General features: G+C 69.5%; 14 protein-coding genes. 11 read left to right on the top strand and 3 right to left on the bottom strand.

The window, feature by feature from the left end; genetic code table 11:
* Positions 1-95: 95 nt before the first annotated feature.
* The 9 genes from NYO99_RS16725 to ntrC all read left to right on the top strand — a co-directional run bounded on the left by NYO99_RS16725 (position 96) and on the right by ntrC (position 9,360).
* Positions 96-1,091, top strand: a complete 996-nt coding sequence (locus NYO99_RS16725) for a YncE family protein (RefSeq protein WP_268168382.1) — start codon at positions 96-98, stop codon at positions 1,089-1,091.
* Positions 1,088-1,876, top strand: coding sequence for a polysaccharide deacetylase family protein (locus tag NYO99_RS16720; RefSeq protein WP_268168381.1), 789 nt, complete (start codon positions 1,088-1,090; stop codon positions 1,874-1,876). The genes NYO99_RS16725 and NYO99_RS16720 overlap by 4 nt, the downstream gene beginning before the upstream one ends.
* Entirely contained in the window at positions 1,876-2,835 is a 960-nt protein-coding gene (locus tag NYO99_RS16715; protein ID WP_268168628.1) for a sterol desaturase family protein, read from the top strand. The genes NYO99_RS16720 and NYO99_RS16715 overlap by 1 nt, the downstream gene beginning before the upstream one ends.
* A 48-nt stretch (positions 2,836-2,883) precedes the next feature.
* Complete coding sequence (locus tag NYO99_RS16710) at positions 2,884-3,717, top strand: EI24 domain-containing protein (protein ID WP_268168380.1); 834 nt, start codon at positions 2,884-2,886, stop codon at positions 3,715-3,717.
* Between the two features lie 4 nt (positions 3,718-3,721).
* Entirely contained in the window at positions 3,722-4,513 is a 792-nt protein-coding gene (locus NYO99_RS16705; protein WP_268168379.1) for a competence/damage-inducible protein A, read from the top strand.
* A gap of 162 nt (positions 4,514-4,675) precedes the next feature.
* Positions 4,676-6,091 (top strand): type I glutamate--ammonia ligase, encoded by a 1,416-nt coding sequence (gene glnA, locus NYO99_RS16700; protein ID WP_268168378.1) that lies wholly within the window; start codon positions 4,676-4,678, stop codon positions 6,089-6,091.
* 141 nt (positions 6,092-6,232) lie between these two features.
* On the top strand, positions 6,233-6,721 hold the full coding sequence (locus NYO99_RS16695) for a hypothetical protein (protein ID WP_268168377.1): 489 nt from the start codon (positions 6,233-6,235) through the stop codon (positions 6,719-6,721).
* Between the two features lie 32 nt (positions 6,722-6,753).
* Positions 6,754-7,851: a nitrogen regulation protein NR(II) gene (gene glnL, locus NYO99_RS16690; protein ID WP_268168376.1), complete on the top strand. Its 1,098-nt coding sequence runs from the start codon at positions 6,754-6,756 to the stop codon at positions 7,849-7,851.
* A gap of 33 nt (positions 7,852-7,884) precedes the next feature.
* Positions 7,885-9,360, top strand: coding sequence for a nitrogen regulation protein NR(I) (gene ntrC, locus NYO99_RS16685; protein ID WP_268168375.1), 1,476 nt, complete (start codon positions 7,885-7,887; stop codon positions 9,358-9,360).
* Positions 9,361-9,446: 86 nt separating this feature from the next.
* Here the strand turns inward: ntrC and nirD are convergent, their stop codons facing one another.
* The 3 genes from nirD to NYO99_RS16670 form a co-directional block, all read right to left on the bottom strand.
* Complete coding sequence (gene nirD, locus NYO99_RS16680) at positions 9,447-9,776, bottom strand: nitrite reductase small subunit NirD (RefSeq protein WP_268168374.1); 330 nt, start codon at positions 9,774-9,776, stop codon at positions 9,447-9,449.
* 20 nt (positions 9,777-9,796) lie between these two features.
* Positions 9,797-12,319 carry a nitrite reductase large subunit NirB gene (nirB, locus tag NYO99_RS16675; protein ID WP_268168373.1) on the bottom strand — a complete coding sequence of 841 codons (2,523 nt, stop codon included), beginning with the start codon at positions 12,317-12,319 and terminating at the stop codon, positions 9,797-9,799.
* 332 nt (positions 12,320-12,651) lie between these two features.
* Entirely contained in the window at positions 12,652-13,608 is a 957-nt protein-coding gene (locus NYO99_RS16670) for an MBL fold metallo-hydrolase (RefSeq protein WP_268168372.1), read from the bottom strand.
* A gap of 47 nt (positions 13,609-13,655) precedes the next feature.
* On the opposite strand from NYO99_RS16670, the gene def reads away from it, so the two are divergent.
* Both def and NYO99_RS16660 read left to right on the top strand, forming a co-directional pair.
* The gene (gene def, locus NYO99_RS16665) at positions 13,656-14,195 is read left to right on the top strand and encodes a peptide deformylase (RefSeq protein ID WP_268168371.1); all 540 of its coding nucleotides are present in this window, start codon (positions 13,656-13,658) and stop codon (positions 14,193-14,195) included.
* A gap of 95 nt (positions 14,196-14,290) precedes the next feature.
* The gene (locus NYO99_RS16660) at positions 14,291-16,417 is read left to right on the top strand and encodes a DUF6600 domain-containing protein (RefSeq protein ID WP_268168370.1); all 2,127 of its coding nucleotides are present in this window, start codon (positions 14,291-14,293) and stop codon (positions 16,415-16,417) included.
* The last annotated feature ends 8 nt before the right edge of the window (positions 16,418-16,425 follow it).

The raw sequence follows: 16,425 nt of genomic DNA, 5'->3' as shown, positions 1-16,425 counted from the left end.
TTGACCTGGGACAGCTGGCCGCGCAGGCCCCCCGGGTAAACTGGTTTTGCAGGGCGGCGTGGGCCGCCCTTTTTCGTGGTCGACGGGAGTTCGGGATGTTGCGCAGTTGGGCGGTGGCCTTGGGGCTGGTGGTGGCGCTGGGGGCGCAGGCCCAGTCCGTTCAGCCGGCGCGTCCGCCGGTGTTTGTGCTCAATTCGCTGAGCGCGGATATCGCCGTCGTCGACCCGGTGAGCTTCACCGTCACCAAGCGCATCCCCACCGGCAAGGAGCCGCATCACCTCTACCTGTCGCCGGATGAGAAGTCCCTCATCGTGGCCAATGCGCTGGGCGACTCGCTGACCTTCGTGGACCCGCGCACGGCCGAGGTGCAGCGCGTGGTGCGGAACATCTCCGATCCCTACCACCTGCGCTTTTCGCCGGACATGAAGTGGTTCGTCACGGCGGCCAACCGGCTGGACCATGTGGACCTGTACCGCTGGCAGGGCAGCACGGCGGCCGAGCCGCTGCAATTGGTCAAGCGCATCCACGCGCCCAAGACGCCCAGCCACCTGAACATCGACACCCGCAGCACCACGGTCTACGTGAGCCTGCAGGACAGCGACGAACTGCTGGCCATTGACCTGGGGACGCAGGCGATCAAGTGGAAGACGCAGGTCGGCAAGATGCCGGCCGACATCTACCTGACCCCGGACGACAAGCACCTGCTGGTGGGCCTGACGGGCGACAAGTTCGTGGAGGTGTGGGACGTCAGCGGCGCCGCGCCCAAGCTGGCCAAGCGCATCCCGACCGGCAACGGCGCGCACTCCTTCCGCGCCTGGGGCGACAAGCGCCATGTGCTGGTCAGCAACCGCGCGGCCAACACCATCAGCAAGATCGACCTGACGACGATGAGCGTGGTCGACCAGTTCCCGGGGCCGTCCGGCCCGGACGACATGGAGCTGCTGTCTGACGGCAAGACGCTGCTCGTCACCTCGCGCTGGGCCGGCAAGGTCACCGAGATCGACACCAGCACGCGCAAGGTGGTGCGGCAGGTCAAGGTCGGCAAGTCGCCGCACGGCATCTGGACCTTGGATCACAAACCCCGGCTATGAAGGCGCGATTGCTGGCGCTCGCCGCGGCCTGTGCGGTGGTGTCCCCATGGGCCGGCGCGACCTGCGACAAGCCGGTCTACCTGACCTTCGACACCGGCCACATGGGCGTGGCGCCGCTGATCGCGCAGACGCTGAAGAAGTACGACGCGCGCGCGACTTTCTTTCTGGCCAGCGAGCCCACGCAGACCGGCGGCACGACGCTGGACGCGACCTGGGCGCCGTGGTGGCGCGAGCGTGTGGCCGAGGGCCATGACTTCGGCTCCCACACCTGGGATCACGACATCTGGCTGGCTGACCTGCCCGAGGCCGATGGGCGCGTGACGCGCTTTCGCGTGCGCACCCAGGCCGGCGTGCAGAAGCCCGTCGTGCGCGAGCTGACGGCCGAGCAGTACTGCGCCAGCCTGAAGCAGGTCGGTGAGCGCTTCACCGCCATGACGGGCAAAGCGCTGGCGCCGCTGTTCCGCGCGCCGGGTGGCCGCACCTCGCCGGCCCTGCTGGCCGCCGCCCAGGCCTGCGGCTTCACGCATGTGGGCTGGAGCCGCGCCGGCTTCCTGGGTGACGAGCTGAACAGCCAGGCCCATCCCAATGCCCAACTGCTGGAGAAGGCGCTGCGCGATGTGCGGCCGGGCGACATCCTGATGGCCCACCTGGGTATCTGGGAGCGCCAAGACCCCTGGGCGCCGGCGGTGCTGGACCCGCTGCTCCACGGGCTTTCCCAGCGCGGCCTATGCTTCGCGCCGCTGCGGGAGCATCCCCGCTATGCCCGTTTGTTCAAGAAGCCGTGATCGACTGGATCTCCAACACCTTCGACAACCTGCAGCTCGCGCTGTACGAGCATGTCGTGCAGCCTGTGGTGTTCGGCATCGGCCTGGGCAACCTGCTGGAGGACGCGTTTGCCGCGACCGGCTGGCTGCTGCTGGGGCTGCTGCAGATCGCCATCATGCTGCTGGGCATCCGCCTGCTGGAGCGGCGCTGGCCGGTGGAGCCGCTGACCGACCGCGCGGCGGTGCGTACCGACGTCGCCTACACGCTGATCCACCGCCTGGGCCTGGTGCGGCTGGCCATGTTCTTCAGCATTGAGCCGCTGTGGGATGCGGCCGCCGGCCAGCTGCGCCTGGCCGGCCTGCCCACCTGGCAGCTGGACGCCCTCTGGCCCGGCGTGACCGACATCGCCTGGGTCAGCCTGCTGCTGTACCTGGTGGCGTTCGACTTTGTCGGCTACTGGCTGCACCGCTGGCAGCACGGCTGGCACTGGTGGTGGGCGCTGCACAGCCTGCACCACAGCCAGCGCCAGATGACGATGTGGAGCGACAACCGCAACCACCTGCTGGATGACATCATCGTCGCCACGGTGTTCGCCATGGTCGCGCGGTTCATCGGCGTGGAGCCGGGGCAGTTCGTCGCCATCACCGTCATCACGCAGCTGCACGAAAGCCTGCAGCATGCCAACCTGCGCCTGCACTTCGGGCGCGTGGGCGAGCGGCTGCTGGTGAGCCCGCGCTTCCACCGGCTGCACCACAGCATCGGTATCGGCCATGAGGCCGACGGCCGCGGCACGCTGGGCGGCCACAACTTCGGCGTGCTGCTGCCGGTGTGGGACCAGCTGTTCGGCACCGCCAATTTCGACCTGCGCTACGACCCCACCGGCGTGCGCGACCAGCTGCCCGAGGAGGGCGGCCGCGACTATGGCCGCGGCTTCTGGCGCCAGCAGTGGCTGGGGCTGGTGCGGCTGGTGCGGCATTGACCGTGCCCTGAGTCACGGCCTGCCGCGGCCGGGGATACTCCGGCCCCGATGAACAGCTTGATCGACTCCTTCTGGCGCGCCGCCGCCTACTGCCTGCACCCGCGCGTCATCGGCCTGTCGCTGCTGCCGCTGCTGATCTGCGGCGTGCTGGCGTTCGGCTTCATGTTCTTCTTCTGGGAGGGCGCCATCGCCAGCGTGCGGGCCACGCTGGAGAGCTGGCTGCTCGTGGAGAGCCTGCTGCGCTGGCTGGACTCCTTCGGCCTGCAGTCCTTCCGCAGCGTGTTGGCCAACATCGTCGTGCTGGCCGGCGTGCTGCCCGTCGTCATCCTGCTGAGCCTGCTGCTGGTGGCGCTGTGCATGACGCCGGCCATCGTGCGGCTCGTCGCCGAGCGGCGCTTCCCGCTGCTGGAGAAGAAGCACGGCGGCACGCTGGCGCAGAGCGTCGTGGCGTCGCTGGGCGCCACGCTGCTGGCGCTGGTGCTCATCGTGCTGTCCATGCCGCTGTGGCTGGTGCCGCCGCTGGTGATGGTGCTGCCGCCGCTGATCTGGGGCTGGCTGACCTACCGCGTGTTCGGTTTCGACGTGCTGGCCGAGCACGCCTCGGCCGACGAGCGCCGCGCGCTGCTCAAGGCGCACCGCGTGCCGCTGCTGACCATGGGTGTCATGTGCGGCTACCTGGGCGCCGTGCCGTCGCTGGTGTGGGCCGTGTCCGGCGTGGCGGGCATCATCTTCGCGCCGCTGACGGTGCTGGTCGCCATCTGGCTGTACACGCTGGTGTTCGCGTTCTCCACGGCCTGGTTCAGCCACTACGCGCTGGCGGCGCTGCAGGCGCAGCGCGCGGGCGAGCCGGTCGTCATCTCCGAAGTCCTCCCGGGAGCCTGAAGCCATGCACGTCGGCCTCATCATCATTGGCGACGAGATCCTGTCCGGCAAACGCCGTGACTCGCACCTCGCCAAGTTCATCGAACTGCTGGCCGAGCGCGGCATGCAGCTGTCCTGGGCGCAATACCTGGGCGACGACCGCGAGCGCCTGACGGCGCGGCTGCGCGAGGCCTTCGCCAGCGGTGACCTCGTCGTCAGCTGCGGCGGCATCGGCGCCACGCCCGACGACCACACCCGCCAGTCTGCCGCGGCCGCCCTGGGTCGGCCGCTGGCGCTGCACCCCGGGGCGCGTGAACTGATCTGGCAGCGCGTGCAGCAGACGGCGGCAGAGCAGGGGCAGGTGGCGGCCGAGGATCACCCCGATACGGTGCGTCGCTTCGAAATGGGCGTGTTTCCCGAGGGCGCGGGGATCATTCCGAACCCGTACAACAAGATTCCGGGTTTCTTCGTCGGCAACGTCCACTTCGTGCCGGGCTTCCCCGTCATGGCCCATCCGATGATGGGCTGGGTGCTGGATCGCTACCCGCAACTGCACCGCCAGGTGGGGGTGCAGGAGCGCTCGCTGATCGTCCAGGGCGCCATGGAAGCCAGCCTCACGCCTCTGATGGAGCAGGTGGAATCGAGCTTCGCCGGCATCAAGGTGTTCAGCCTGCCCAGCGTCGATCACCCGCAGTGGGGCCGCTGCATCGAACTGGGTGTGAAGGGCGATGCCGAACGACTCGATGCGGCCTATATTGCACTCAAACAGGGCGTGATCTCATTTGGTGCATCCATAAGCACCGAACTGGTGCGATAGAACCCTGGCTGTAACCGGCCTCACAACGATAATGAGTTGAGCAGCCGAGCTGCAACCCATGTCGGTGCATCTGGCATGCAAACTGCTTTGCTTTCCCCCGTGGCTGAAGCGCGTGTGCGTTCTCAGCGGCAACCCACCCCCTCGATCCCGTAGGAGCAATTGATGGCCAAGACCGTCGCCGATGTGATGAACCTGGTGAAGGAGAACGAAGTCAAGTTCGTCGACTTCCGCTTCACCGATACCCGTGGCAAGGAACAGCACGTCACCGTGCCGGTGTCCCATTTCGACGAAGACAAGTTCACGTCGGGTCACGCTTTCGACGGCTCCTCCATCGCGGGTTGGAAGGGCATCGAGGCATCGGACATGCTGCTGATCCCCGATCCCAACACGGCCAACATCGACCCCTTCTTCGAAGAGCCGACGCTGATCCTGACCTGCGACGTCATCGACCCGACCGATGGCAAGGCCTATGAGCGCGATCCCCGCTCGCTGGCCAAGCGCGCCGAGGCCTACCTGAAGTCGTCCGGCCTGGGCGACACCGCCTACTTCGGCCCGGAACCCGAGTTCTTCGTGTTCGACAGCGTGCGCTGGGGCAACGAGATGTCCGGCTCGTTCTTCAAGATCGAATCGGAAGAAGGCGCCTGGAACTCGTCCAAGGAATACGAGCACGGCAACTCCGGCTACCGTCCCACCGTCAAGGGCGGCTACTTCCCCGTGCCCCCGGTCGACAGCGGCCAGGACATGCGCTCGGAGATGTGCCTGATCCTCGAACAGATGGGCATCCCCGTCGAAGTTCACCACCACGAAGTGGCGAACGCCGGCCAGATGGAAATCGGCACCAAGTTCAGCTCGCTGGTTGAGCGCGCCGACTGGACCCAGCTGCAGAAGTACATCGTCCAGAACGTCGCCCACGCCTACGGCAAGACCGCGACCTTCATGCCCAAGCCGCTCGTCGGCGACAACGGCTCCGGCATGCACGTTCACCAGTCCGTCTGGAAGGATGGCAAGAACCTGTTCGCCGGTGACGGCTACGCCGGCCTGAGCGATTTCGCGCTGTACTACATCGGCGGCATCATCAAGCACGCCCGTGCCCTGAACGCCATCACCAATCCGGGCACGAACTCGTACAAGCGTCTGGTGCCGGGCTTCGAAGCCCCGGTGAAGCTGGCCTACTCGGCCAAGAACCGCTCGGCCTCGATCCGCATCCCCTACGTGGCCAACCCCAAGGGCCGCCGCGTGGAAGCGCGCTTCCCGGATCCGTCCGCCAACCCCTACCTGTGCTTCGCAGCCCTGCTGATGGCTGGTCTGGACGGCGTGGAAAACAAGATCCATCCGGGTGAAGCCGCCACGAAGGACCTGTACCACCTGCCGCCGGAAGAGGACAAGCTGGTCCCGACCGTCTGCCACAGCCTGGATCAGGCCCTGGAATACCTGGACAAGGACCGCGCGTTCCTGACCAAGGGTGGCGTGTTCACCGACGCCTACATCGACGCCTACATCGAGCTGAAGATGCAGGAAGTGACCCGCTTCCGCATGGCCACGCACCCGGTCGAGTTCGACATGTACTACGCGCTGTGATGAGCCGAGGCAGCACACATGCTGCCGCCCGCCCGGGCCGCAGCGTCAACGCTGCCTTGACCATCCTCCGCCAAGGGGGCCGCTGCTGCGGCCCCTTTTTGTTGGCTCATCCGGCCTTCGCGCCTGGTCCACAATGCCGCCATGCTGAACCGACTGCTGGCCCCCTTGCTCGTTCTCGCCAGTCTGGGCGCGCAGGCCCAGGGCACGGTCTATCGCTGCCCCGGTCCGCCGGTGCTCTACACCGACGCGCTCTCCGCCAAGGAGGCGCAGGAGAAGGGCTGTCGCACGATCGAGGGCTCGCCCATCACGGTGGTGCAGACGCCCCGGCCGCGTTCGTCGGCGCCGGCTCCGGCGGCAGAAGGCGCGCGCGGTGCTGAGGGCCGCGTCGATGCCGGCCAGCAGCGGGTGCGCGACGACGAGCGTCGCCGCGTGCTGCAGACCGAGCTGCGCCAGGCCGAGGAGCGCCTGGCCAATGCGCAGCGCGAGTTCTCGGCGGGCCAGGAGCGCCGCGGCGACGAGCGCAACTACCAGAAGTACCTCGACCGCATGGCCGAGCTCAAGGACAACGTCTCCCGCTTCGAGGCCGATGTGCAGGCCCTCAAGCGCGAAATCGCCAAACTCCCCTCCTGACGCGCCTGGCGCGGCGGGAGATCCCGTGCGCCATGACTGATCACTCTTTGCTGCCGGCCGAGTTCGCCGGCCTGGACCTGCTGGCGACCATGGTCGTCGTCACCAGTGCGGCCGGCGAATGCCTGTTCGCCAATGCCGCGTTCGAGGACACCATGCGGCTGTCGCGCCGTGCGGTGCAGCGGGCTCAACTGCCCGACTGGTTCGATGACGCCCAGCGTCTGCTCGAGACGTTGGACGGCGTGGCCGCCAACCACTACTCCAGCAGCCGTTTCGACGCCGTGCTGCGCCGCGGCGCCTGGGCCCATGAGGACGGGCTGCCGGTGCATGTCATCGTCTCGCAGATGGAAGCCTCTTCAGCCGGCACGCCGCGCGTGCTGGTGGAGCTCATCGAGATTGGCCAGCTCGCCCGCCAGGACCGCGACGAGCGCAACCTCGACCAGGTGCAGGCCACCAAGGAGCTCACGCGCAACCTCGCGCACGAGATCAAGAACCCGCTGGGCGGCATCCGCGGCGCGGCGCAGCTGCTGGCGCTGGAGCTGCAGGACGGCAGCCCCGAACTGACCGAGTACACGCAGGTCATCGTGCATGAGGTCGACCGCCTGCAAAGCCTGGTGGACCGGCTGCTGGCGCCGCACCGCAAGGCGCAGGTGGTGGGCGACGTCAATATCCACGAGATCTGCGAGCGCGTGCGGGCGCTGGTGCTCATCGAGCATCCCAAGGGCCTGGCCATCCAGCGCGACTACGACACCTCGCTGCCCGACTTCCGCGGCGACCGCGAGCAGCTCATCCAGATGGTGTTGAACATCGTGCAGAACGCGGCCCAGGTGCTTGGCGCGCGCATGGCGGCGGGTGATGCGCAGATCCTGCTGCGCACGCGCGTGGCCCGGCAGGTCACCATCGGCAAGCAGCGCTGGCGCTTGGCACTGGAATTGCATGTCGAGGACAACGGTCCCGGCATCCCCGCCGAGATCCGGGATCGCATCTTCTTCCCCCTGGTCTCCGGGCGGGAAGGCGGCTCGGGCCTCGGACTCACGCTCGCGCAGACGGTCGCCCAGCAACACCAGGGCATGATCGATTGCGAAAGCGAGCCGGGCAAGACGAATTTCAGAATCACGCTACCGCTGCCCTAACCCCACAAGGCCACGGGGCAGCCGAGGACACGCATGAAATCCATCTGGGTTGTAGACGACGACCACTCGATCCGCTTCGTGCTCGAGAAGGCCCTGGCCCGCGAGGGGCTGCCGGTGCGGTCTTTCAGCAATGCGCGCGACATGCTGGCCGCGCTTGACGAGGACTCGCCGCAGGTGCTGGTCTCCGACATCCGCATGCCGGGCGGCTCGGGGCTGGAGCTGCTGGCCAAGGTCAAGGCGCGCCTGCCCGCGCTGCCCGTCATCATCATGACGGCCTACTCCGACCTGGACAGTGCCGTGTCGGCCTTTCAGGGCGGCGCCTTCGAGTACCTGCCCAAGCCCTTTGACCTGCCGCGCGCCGTGGAACTCATCCGCCGCGCGCAGGAGGAAAGCCAGCGTGAGGCCGGCGAGCAGGAGGCCGCCGCGCAGGTGCCCGAGATGCTGGGCCAGGCCCCGGCGATGCAGGACGTGTTCCGCGCGATCGGACGGTTATCGCAAAGCAACGTCACCGTGATGATCACGGGCGAGAGCGGCTCGGGCAAGGAGCTGGTCGCCCGCGCGCTGCACAAGCACAGCCCTCGCGGCGAGGGCCCGTTCGTGGCCATCAACACGGCGGCCATCCCCAAGGACCTGCTGGAGTCCGAACTGTTCGGCCACGAGCGCGGCGCCTTCACCGGCGCGCAGGCGTCGCGGCGCGGCCGCTTCGAGCAGGCCGACGGCGGCACGCTGTTCCTGGACGAAATCGGCGACATGCCGTTCGAGCTGCAGACGCGTCTGCTGCGCGTGCTGTCCGACGGCCAGTTCTACCGCGTCGGTGGCCACAGCCCCATGCGCAGCAACGTGCGCGTCATCGCGGCCACCCACCAGAACCTGGAAGAGCGCGTGCGCCAGGGCGTGTTCCGCGAGGACTTGTTCCACCGCCTCAACGTCATCCGCCTGCGCCTGCCGCCGCTGCGCGAGCGCAAGGAAGACGTGCCCGCGCTGGCCCGCCACTTCCTGCAGCGCAGCGCGACGGAGCTGGGCGTGGAGCCCAAGCGCCTGTCTGACGCCGCGCTGGCCGTGCTGACCAACTTCGAGTTCCCCGGCAACGTGCGCCAGCTGGAGAACATCTGCCACTGGCTCAGCGTCATGGCGCCCAGCCAGGTGGTGGAGCCCGAGGACCTGCCGGAGGAACTGCAGCCGGGCTACGTGAGTGCCGCGCCGCTGTCGCCCCCGGCGCCACCGCCCGGCCTGGCTGCCGCGCCGGCCGTCGCGTCGGCGGCACCGGCCGCGCCGGCCAACACCAGCAGCGGCGAAGGCTGGCTGGCCGACATGGCCGCCGACGCCCGCACCCGCCTGGCGGCCGGCGAGCCGGATGTGTGGGACGCGCTGACCAAGCGCTTCGAGGCCCAGCTCATCCTGACCGCGCTGGACATCACCCGCGGCCGCCGCATCGAGGCCGCGCAGAAGCTGGGCATCGGGCGCAACACGATCACGCGCAAGATCCAGGAGCTGGGGCTGGACGTCTGATCAGGGCGGGCCGCAAGGCAGAACGGCCGGCATGTTGCACGCCGGCCGTTGTTGTTTGGGCGCCGCGTGTCGGCCGCGCCGCGTCGTCAGCTCAGGGCCACCAGCACGCGCCCGTCCTGCACCTGCACGGCGTGCGCCCGCACCGATTGCTCGGGCACCTCCAGGCACTCGCCGGTGCTGAGGTCGAAGTGGTTCTTGTACAGCGGCGAGGCGACGACGATGCGCTCGCCGAGGTTGCCGACCAGGCCGCGCGACAGCACGCTGGCGCCGGAGCGCGGGTCGATGTTGTCGATGGCGTGGAAGCGGTCCGTGCCGACGCGGAACACCGCCACGTGGCGGCCGTCCACCAGGGCTGCGACCCCGGTGTTGGGCAGGATCTGCTCGACGCTGCAAATCGGGGTGAAGGACTGGCTCATGCGGTACTCCTTGGCTGGGCTCAGGCGGGTTGTTCTTCGCGTTCTTCGGCGCGCGCGGGCCGGATCTGGCCGCGCTCCTCGACGAAGACGATGTGCTCGTCCGGCTTGTCGCTGTTGACGAAGCTGCGGAAGCGCTGGCGCACTTCGGGCGTTGTCACGGCGGTCTTCCACTCGCACTGGTAGCTGTCGACGACGGCCTGCATCTGGGCTTCGAGCTCGGCGCCCAGGCCCAGCTTGTCGTCGATGACGACGCTCTTCAGGTAGTCCAGGCCGCCTTCCATGTTGTCGCGCCAGGTGCTGGTGCGCTGCAGGCGGTCGGCCGTGCGCACGTAGAACATCAGGAAGCGGTCCACGTACTTGATCAGGTCGGCCTTGGACAGGTCGCTGGCGATGAGCTCGGCGTGGCGCGGCTTCATGCCGCCGTTGCCGCAGACGTAGAGGTTCCAGCCCTTGTCGGTGGCGATGATGCCCACGTCCTTGCCCTGGGCCTCGGCGCATTCGCGCGTGCAGCCGGAGACGCCGAACTTGATCTTGTGCGGCGCGCGCAGGCCCTTGTAGCGGTTCTCGATCTCGACGGCGAGGCCCACCGAATCGTCCACGCCATAACGGCACCACGTGCTGCCCACGCAGCTCTTCACCGTGCGCAGGCTCTTGCCGTAGGCGTGGCCGGACTCAAAGCCAGCCGCGATCAGCTCCTCCCAGATCAGCGGCAGTTGCTCCACCCGCGCGCCGAACATGTCCACGCGGGCGCCGCCGGTGATCTTGGTGTACAGGCCGTACTTCTTGGCGATCTGGCCCACGGCGATCAGGCCGTCGGGCGTGACCTCGCCACCCGGCATGCGCGGCACGACGGAGTAGCTGCCGTCCTTCTGGATGTTGCCGAGGAAGTAGTCGTTGCTGTCCTGCAGGCTGGCGAGTTCGGCCTTGAGCACGAAGTCGTTCCAGCACGACGCAAAGATGCTCGCCGCGGCGGGCTTGCAGATGTCGCAACCCAGGCCCTTGCCGTGCTTGGCCAGCAGCTCGCTGAAGGTCTTGATGCCGCCGACGCGGATCAGGTGGTAGAGCTCCTGGCGCGAATGCGGGAAGTGCTCGCAGAGATGGTTGTTGACGGCCATGCCGCGCTTGGCCATCTCCAGCTTCATGACCTGTGTGACCAGCGGCACGCAGCCGCCGCAGGTGGCGCCGGCCTTGGTGCAGGCCTTGATGTCGGCGATGGTCGTGCAGCCCTCGCCGACGGCCGCGCAGATCTGGCCCTTGGTGACGTTGTTGCACGAGCACAGCTGGGCGCTGTCGGGCAGCGCGTCGGGGCCGATGCCGACCTTGGCCTTGCCGTCGCTGCTCGGCAGGATCAGGAACTCGGGGTCGGCCGGCAGCTTGATGCCATTGAGCGCCATCTGCAGCAGCGTGCCGTACTCCTCGGCGTCGCCCACCAGCACGGCGCCCAGCAGGAACTGGCCGTCCTCGCTGACGACGATCTTCTTGTAGATCTGCTTGCGCTCGTCGACGAACTGGTAGCTGCGGCTCTTCGGTGTCTTGCCGTGCGCGTCGCCGATGCTGGCCACGTCCACACCCATCAGCTTGAGCTTGGTGCTCATGTCGGCGCCAGCGAAGGCGGCCTCGGCGTCGCCCGCAATGTGGCGGGCCACCACGCGGGCCATCTCGTAGCCGGGGGCCACGAGGCCGAAGGTCTGCTCGCGCCACGAGGCCACCTCGCCGATGGCGTAGATGTGGCGGTCGCTGGTCAGGCACTGGTCGTCGACGACGATGCCGCCGCGCGGGCCGATGGCCAGCGCGCTCTGCCGGCCCAGCTCGTCGCGCGGGCGGATGCCGGCGGAGAACACCAGCATGTCGGTCTCCAGCCAGGTGCCGTCGGTGAACACCAGGCGGTGGCGGGCGCTCACGCCGTCGGTGATCTCGACCGTGTTGCGGCTGGTGTGCACCTGCACGCCCAGCGCCGCTATCTTCTCGCGCAGCACGCGGCCGCCGCCGTCGTCCACCTGCACGGCCATCAGGCGCGGTGCGAACTCGACGACATGCGTCTGCAGGCCCATGTCACGCAGCGCCTTGGCGCATTCCAGGCCCAGCAGGCCGCCGCCGATGACGACGCCGCTCTTGCTCACCTGGCCGCTGGCCTGCATGGCCTCCAGGTCTTCGATGGTGCGGTAGACGTGGCAGTGCGGGCGCTCGCGGCCCGGCACGCCCGGCACGAAGGGGTAGGAGCCCGTGGCCAGCACCAGCTTGTCGTAGCGGATGACCGAGCCGTCGGCCAGCGTCACGGTGTTGTCGCGGCGCTCGATGGCGGTGGCCTTGGCGGCCAGGCGCAGCTGGAAGTGCGGGTGCTTCTCGAAGAACCCGGCCGGCACCAGCGACAGGTCCTCGGCCGTCTTGCCCGAGAAGAACTCGGACAGGTGCACGCGGTCATAGGCCGGCCGCGGCTCCTCGCACAGCACCGTCACCTGCACCTGTGCAGCCGCGGGGCCCTCGGCGAGGGATTCGAGAAATTTCTGGCCCACCATTCCGTGGCCGATGAGGACGATATGCATGGCTTTCCTGTCAACAACAGCCGCCCACGGGCCGACAGCAAAGCCAGCACCCTCGGCGGCACCCTGTCGGGCGCGGTTTGAAGAGACTGCCTGCGCAGGCCTGCCCCGAGAGGAGGACTGCTTGCGAGGCACTCGCCGCCGTTGGCGATGGTTTGAAGAGATCGGGAGCCCGCTTTCGCGCGGCGCCTCGACAGGGCATTTGCAAAAGCCATGCCCGCCCCAGGCCCGGGCGGGCGGTGGCCGGGTGGGCTTGCCCAGCACGGGGGTGGTGCGGATGCGGCCCGGCGCCGCACCCGCATGGTGCTGGTGCCGCCCGGCCCCAGTGCGACGCCTCAGCGCGGCGGGCGGTCCAGCCAGACTTCCAGGCCTTGCGCGTTGAGCTCGGCGTCCATGGCCAGCCAATCGGCCGCGTCGTCGCCCGCGGCGTGGCCGTGGGCGCGCAGTTGCGCGAGGTAGCCGTCCAGCAGCGCAGCCTTCAGCCGCTCGTGCCGGTCCGGCGCATCGCGCAGCGCCTGCGCCTGCGCCACCATCGCGTCCACCTGCGCCAGCATCTGCGCCGCCAGCCGGCGCACCTCGGCTCCCGAGCCGCCCACGCGGCCGTAGTGGGTCAGCAGCATGGCCTCGGGCCGGGCGTCCAGCAGTCGCTGCGTGGTGGCCCTCAGTGGTTCGGGTTCGAACTGCACCGGCGTCGTCGTCGGCGTCAGCCAGGCGCGGCCGTCCACGTCGAAGACGCGGTAGGACAGGCCGAAGGTGTCGCCGGTGAACCAGCTGCGGCTGCGTTCGTCCCAGATGGCGTGGTGATGCCGCGCGTGGCCGGGCGCGTCGATGAGGCGCAGCGGCCGGCCGGCCAGCATCAGCACCTGCTCGTCATGGCTGGCCTCGGCGCGCTCGGCGGGCACCGGCACCAGCCGGCCGTAGCTGCGCAGCATCTCGGCCTCGCCGTAGACGGCCATGGCGCCCAGCCACAGCGCCTTGGGGTCCACCAGGTGGCGCAGGCCGCGTGGATGGATGAGCGCGCGGGCGCGGGGCAGGGCGTCCATCAGCAGGCCCACGCCGCCGGCATGGTCCAGGTGCACATGGGTGGGGATGACCCAGTCCACCGCGTCGCGCGCCAGGCCCAGTGCCTCCAGCGCGGCCAGCAGGCGGGGCACGGCGTGGTTGGTGCCCGTGTCGATGAAGGCGGCGCGGCCGTCTTCCACCATCAGGTAGGCGGCGTCGAAGCGCGGGCGCTGGAAGCCGGTGTCGATGGCGTAGATGCCGTGGCCGAGGTCGTCGAGGAAGTCGAGCATGAGGGTGAGTTTCTAGAATCGGCCACGTTCTGACCTGGGAGGCCCGCTTGGCCGTACACGAGATCCTGAAGATGGGGGACCCGCGCCTGTTGCGCGTCGCCAAGCCGGTCGCCGAATTCGGCACGCCGGCGCTGAAAGCGCTGATTGCGGACATGTTCGAGACCATGGCCGCCGCGAACGGCGCCGGCCTGGCCGCGCCGCAGATCGGCGTCGACCTGCGGCTCGTCATTTTCGGTTACTCCAAGAACCCCCGTTACCCGGAGGCCCCGCCCGTGCCGCCCACGGTGCTGATCAACCCGGTCATCGAGGTGCTGGACGGCGGCCGCACCGAGGGCTGGGAGGGCTGCCTGTCGGTGCCGGGGCTGCGCGGCGTCGTCGAGCGGGACGAGCGCATCCGCTACACCGGCTTCGATGCCGACGGCCACCCCATCGACCGCATCGCCGACGGCTTTCATGCCCGGGTGGTGCAGCACGAGTGCGACCACCTGGACGGCATCCTGTACCCCATGCGCGTCACCGACTTCACGCGCTTCGGCTTCACGTCGGTGCTGTTTCCGGAGCTGGACCCGAACAGCGACGACGACTGACGCCAGCCCCAGCCCGGCCCAATTGAAAAACTTGTAAGCGCGGTGCACCGCCCGCGGGCCGCCCGCGTTGCGCAGGCGCAAAGGAGCAGCAGCTCATGAACACTTTCACCGACTCTCCGCTCGCCCTGTCGCGCCGCCAGTGGCGCATCCTTGCGATGGCCTTGCTGGTGGCCATCGCCCCCGGCGCCCGCGCGCAGGAGGCTGACCGCGACCCGCCCGCGCGCGCGGCCCGTGTCGTCGAGGTCGTCGGCGACGCCTGGCTGTTCGACCACGACACCCGCGAATGGACCCGCCTTACGCGCAACCAGACCGTGGGCGAGGGCGACCGCGTGCGCACCGACGAGCGCGGCCGCGTGTCGCTGCGTGCCGGCTCCACCTCCATCTGGCTGGACGAGCGCAGCGACCTGGAGCTGACCCAGCTGGACGACGGGCAGACGCTGCTGCAAGTCGATCGCGGCGACGTTGCCATCCGGCTGCGCAACGCCGAGAACGTGGCCGAGACGCGGCTGCGCACCCGCGAGGGCACGGCCCAGCCGGAGCGCGAGGGCCTGTACCGCGTCGAGCAGTTGGACCGTGGCACCAAGGTCTACGTCTGGCAGGGCCGGCTGCGCTTTGACTGGGCCCGCGGTGCGGCGCCGGTGTCGCTGGGCAGCGGCGAGCAGGTGGAGCTGTGGTGGCCTGACGGCCCGCGCGCGGAGCGCAGCTCGCTGTACGCCGACGGCTTCGGCGACTGGGTGCTGGCCGAGAGCCGCGCCGAGGGCGACCGCCCTGTGGCCCGCTACATCTCGCCCGAAATGACTGGCGCCGAGGACCTGGACCGCCATGGCCGCTGGGAGACGTCGACCGAGTACGGCAACCTGTGGATCCCCACCACGCTGGTGGTGGCCGACTGGGCGCCGTACCGCCACGGCCGTTGGGTGTGGTCGCGCCACTGGGGCTGGACCTGGGTGGACGACGCTCCCTGGGGCTTCGCGCCCTTCCACTACGGGCGCTGGGTCAGCTGGCGCGGCCGCTGGTGCTGGGCGCCGGGCCCCTACGTGCATCGCCCCGTTTACGCGCCGGCCCTGGTGGGCTGGGTGGGCGGTGGCTCGGTGAGCGTGGGCATCAGCATCGGCCATCGGGCGCCACCGCCGCGCTTTGGCTGGTACCCGCTGGCGCCGCGCGAGGTCTACGTGCCCGCCTATCGCCACACGCCGCATCATGTGCATCGCGTGAACCCCTGGCGTGAGGCGCGCGACCCCGTCACCGTGCAGCGCCCGCACCGCTACCGCGACGTGCCGCATGCCGTCAGCACGCTGCCCGCCCCGGGCGCGGCCATCCAGCCGCTGCCGGTGCGCGGCCCTGACCGCAAGCCCGAGCCGGGCTGGAACCGCCCGCTGCCGGTGGCGCCGGGCCGCGGTGACCTGGCCGCTGTGCTGCCGGCCCTGCCGACGCGGCCTGCCGAGGCCGAGATGCCGCATCGCCGGGAGCGCGAGCGAGACCGCGAGCCCGGCATGGGCTGGCGCAGTGACGACCAGCTGCCCCTGCGCCGCGAGCCTCGCCGCGGGTCGGAGGCGACGCCGCCGGCCGCCGTGGTGACCGCGCCGCAGCGCCCCGTCACGCCGCAACCCGTTGCCCAGCCGGGCCTGCCGGGCTTGCCGGTTGCCCAGGAGCCGGCGCAGCCAGCCCGGCCGGCGCAGGAGGCGCCGCGCGGCGGGCCCGAGAACGTGCCCTGGGGCCCGCAGCGCGAGCACCAGATGCGCCGTGAGGAGCAGTTCCAGCGCGAGCAGGCGCAGCGCGCGGCGCAACAGCAACAGCAGCAGCAGCAACAGCTACAGCAGCAACAGCAGTTGCAGCGCGACATGCAGCAACGCGAAGCCCAGCAGCGTGAGATGCAGCAGCGTGAGATGCAGCAGCGCGAGGCCCAACAACGCGAGATGCAGCAACGCGAGATGCAGCAGCGCGAGGCCCAACAGCGCGAGATGCAACAGCGCGAAGCCCAGCAACGCGAGATGCAGCAGCGCCGTGAGGCCTTCCAGCAGCAGCGCGACATGCAGCAGCGCGAGCTGCCGATGCGCCGTGAGGAGCCGCGTGCGCAGATGCCCCAGCCGCCTCGCGAGGCGCAGCAGCCCCGCAACGACAGCCCTCAGCGCGCACGCCAGGACGGCGTGCCGGCCCGCCAGGAGCGCCCCGAGCGCCGCAACACCGACGGCCCGCAGCGCCAGGGCCACGACCTGCGCTGAGTCAGGCC

Source organism: Roseateles hydrophilus, assembly GCF_026712245.1.
In the GTDB taxonomy this organism is placed as follows: Bacteria; Pseudomonadota; Gammaproteobacteria; order Burkholderiales; family Burkholderiaceae_C; genus Pelomonas; species Pelomonas hydrophilus.
The sequence above is the reverse complement of the archived record's forward strand: the minus strand, read 5'-3'. Positions and strand labels throughout refer to the sequence as shown.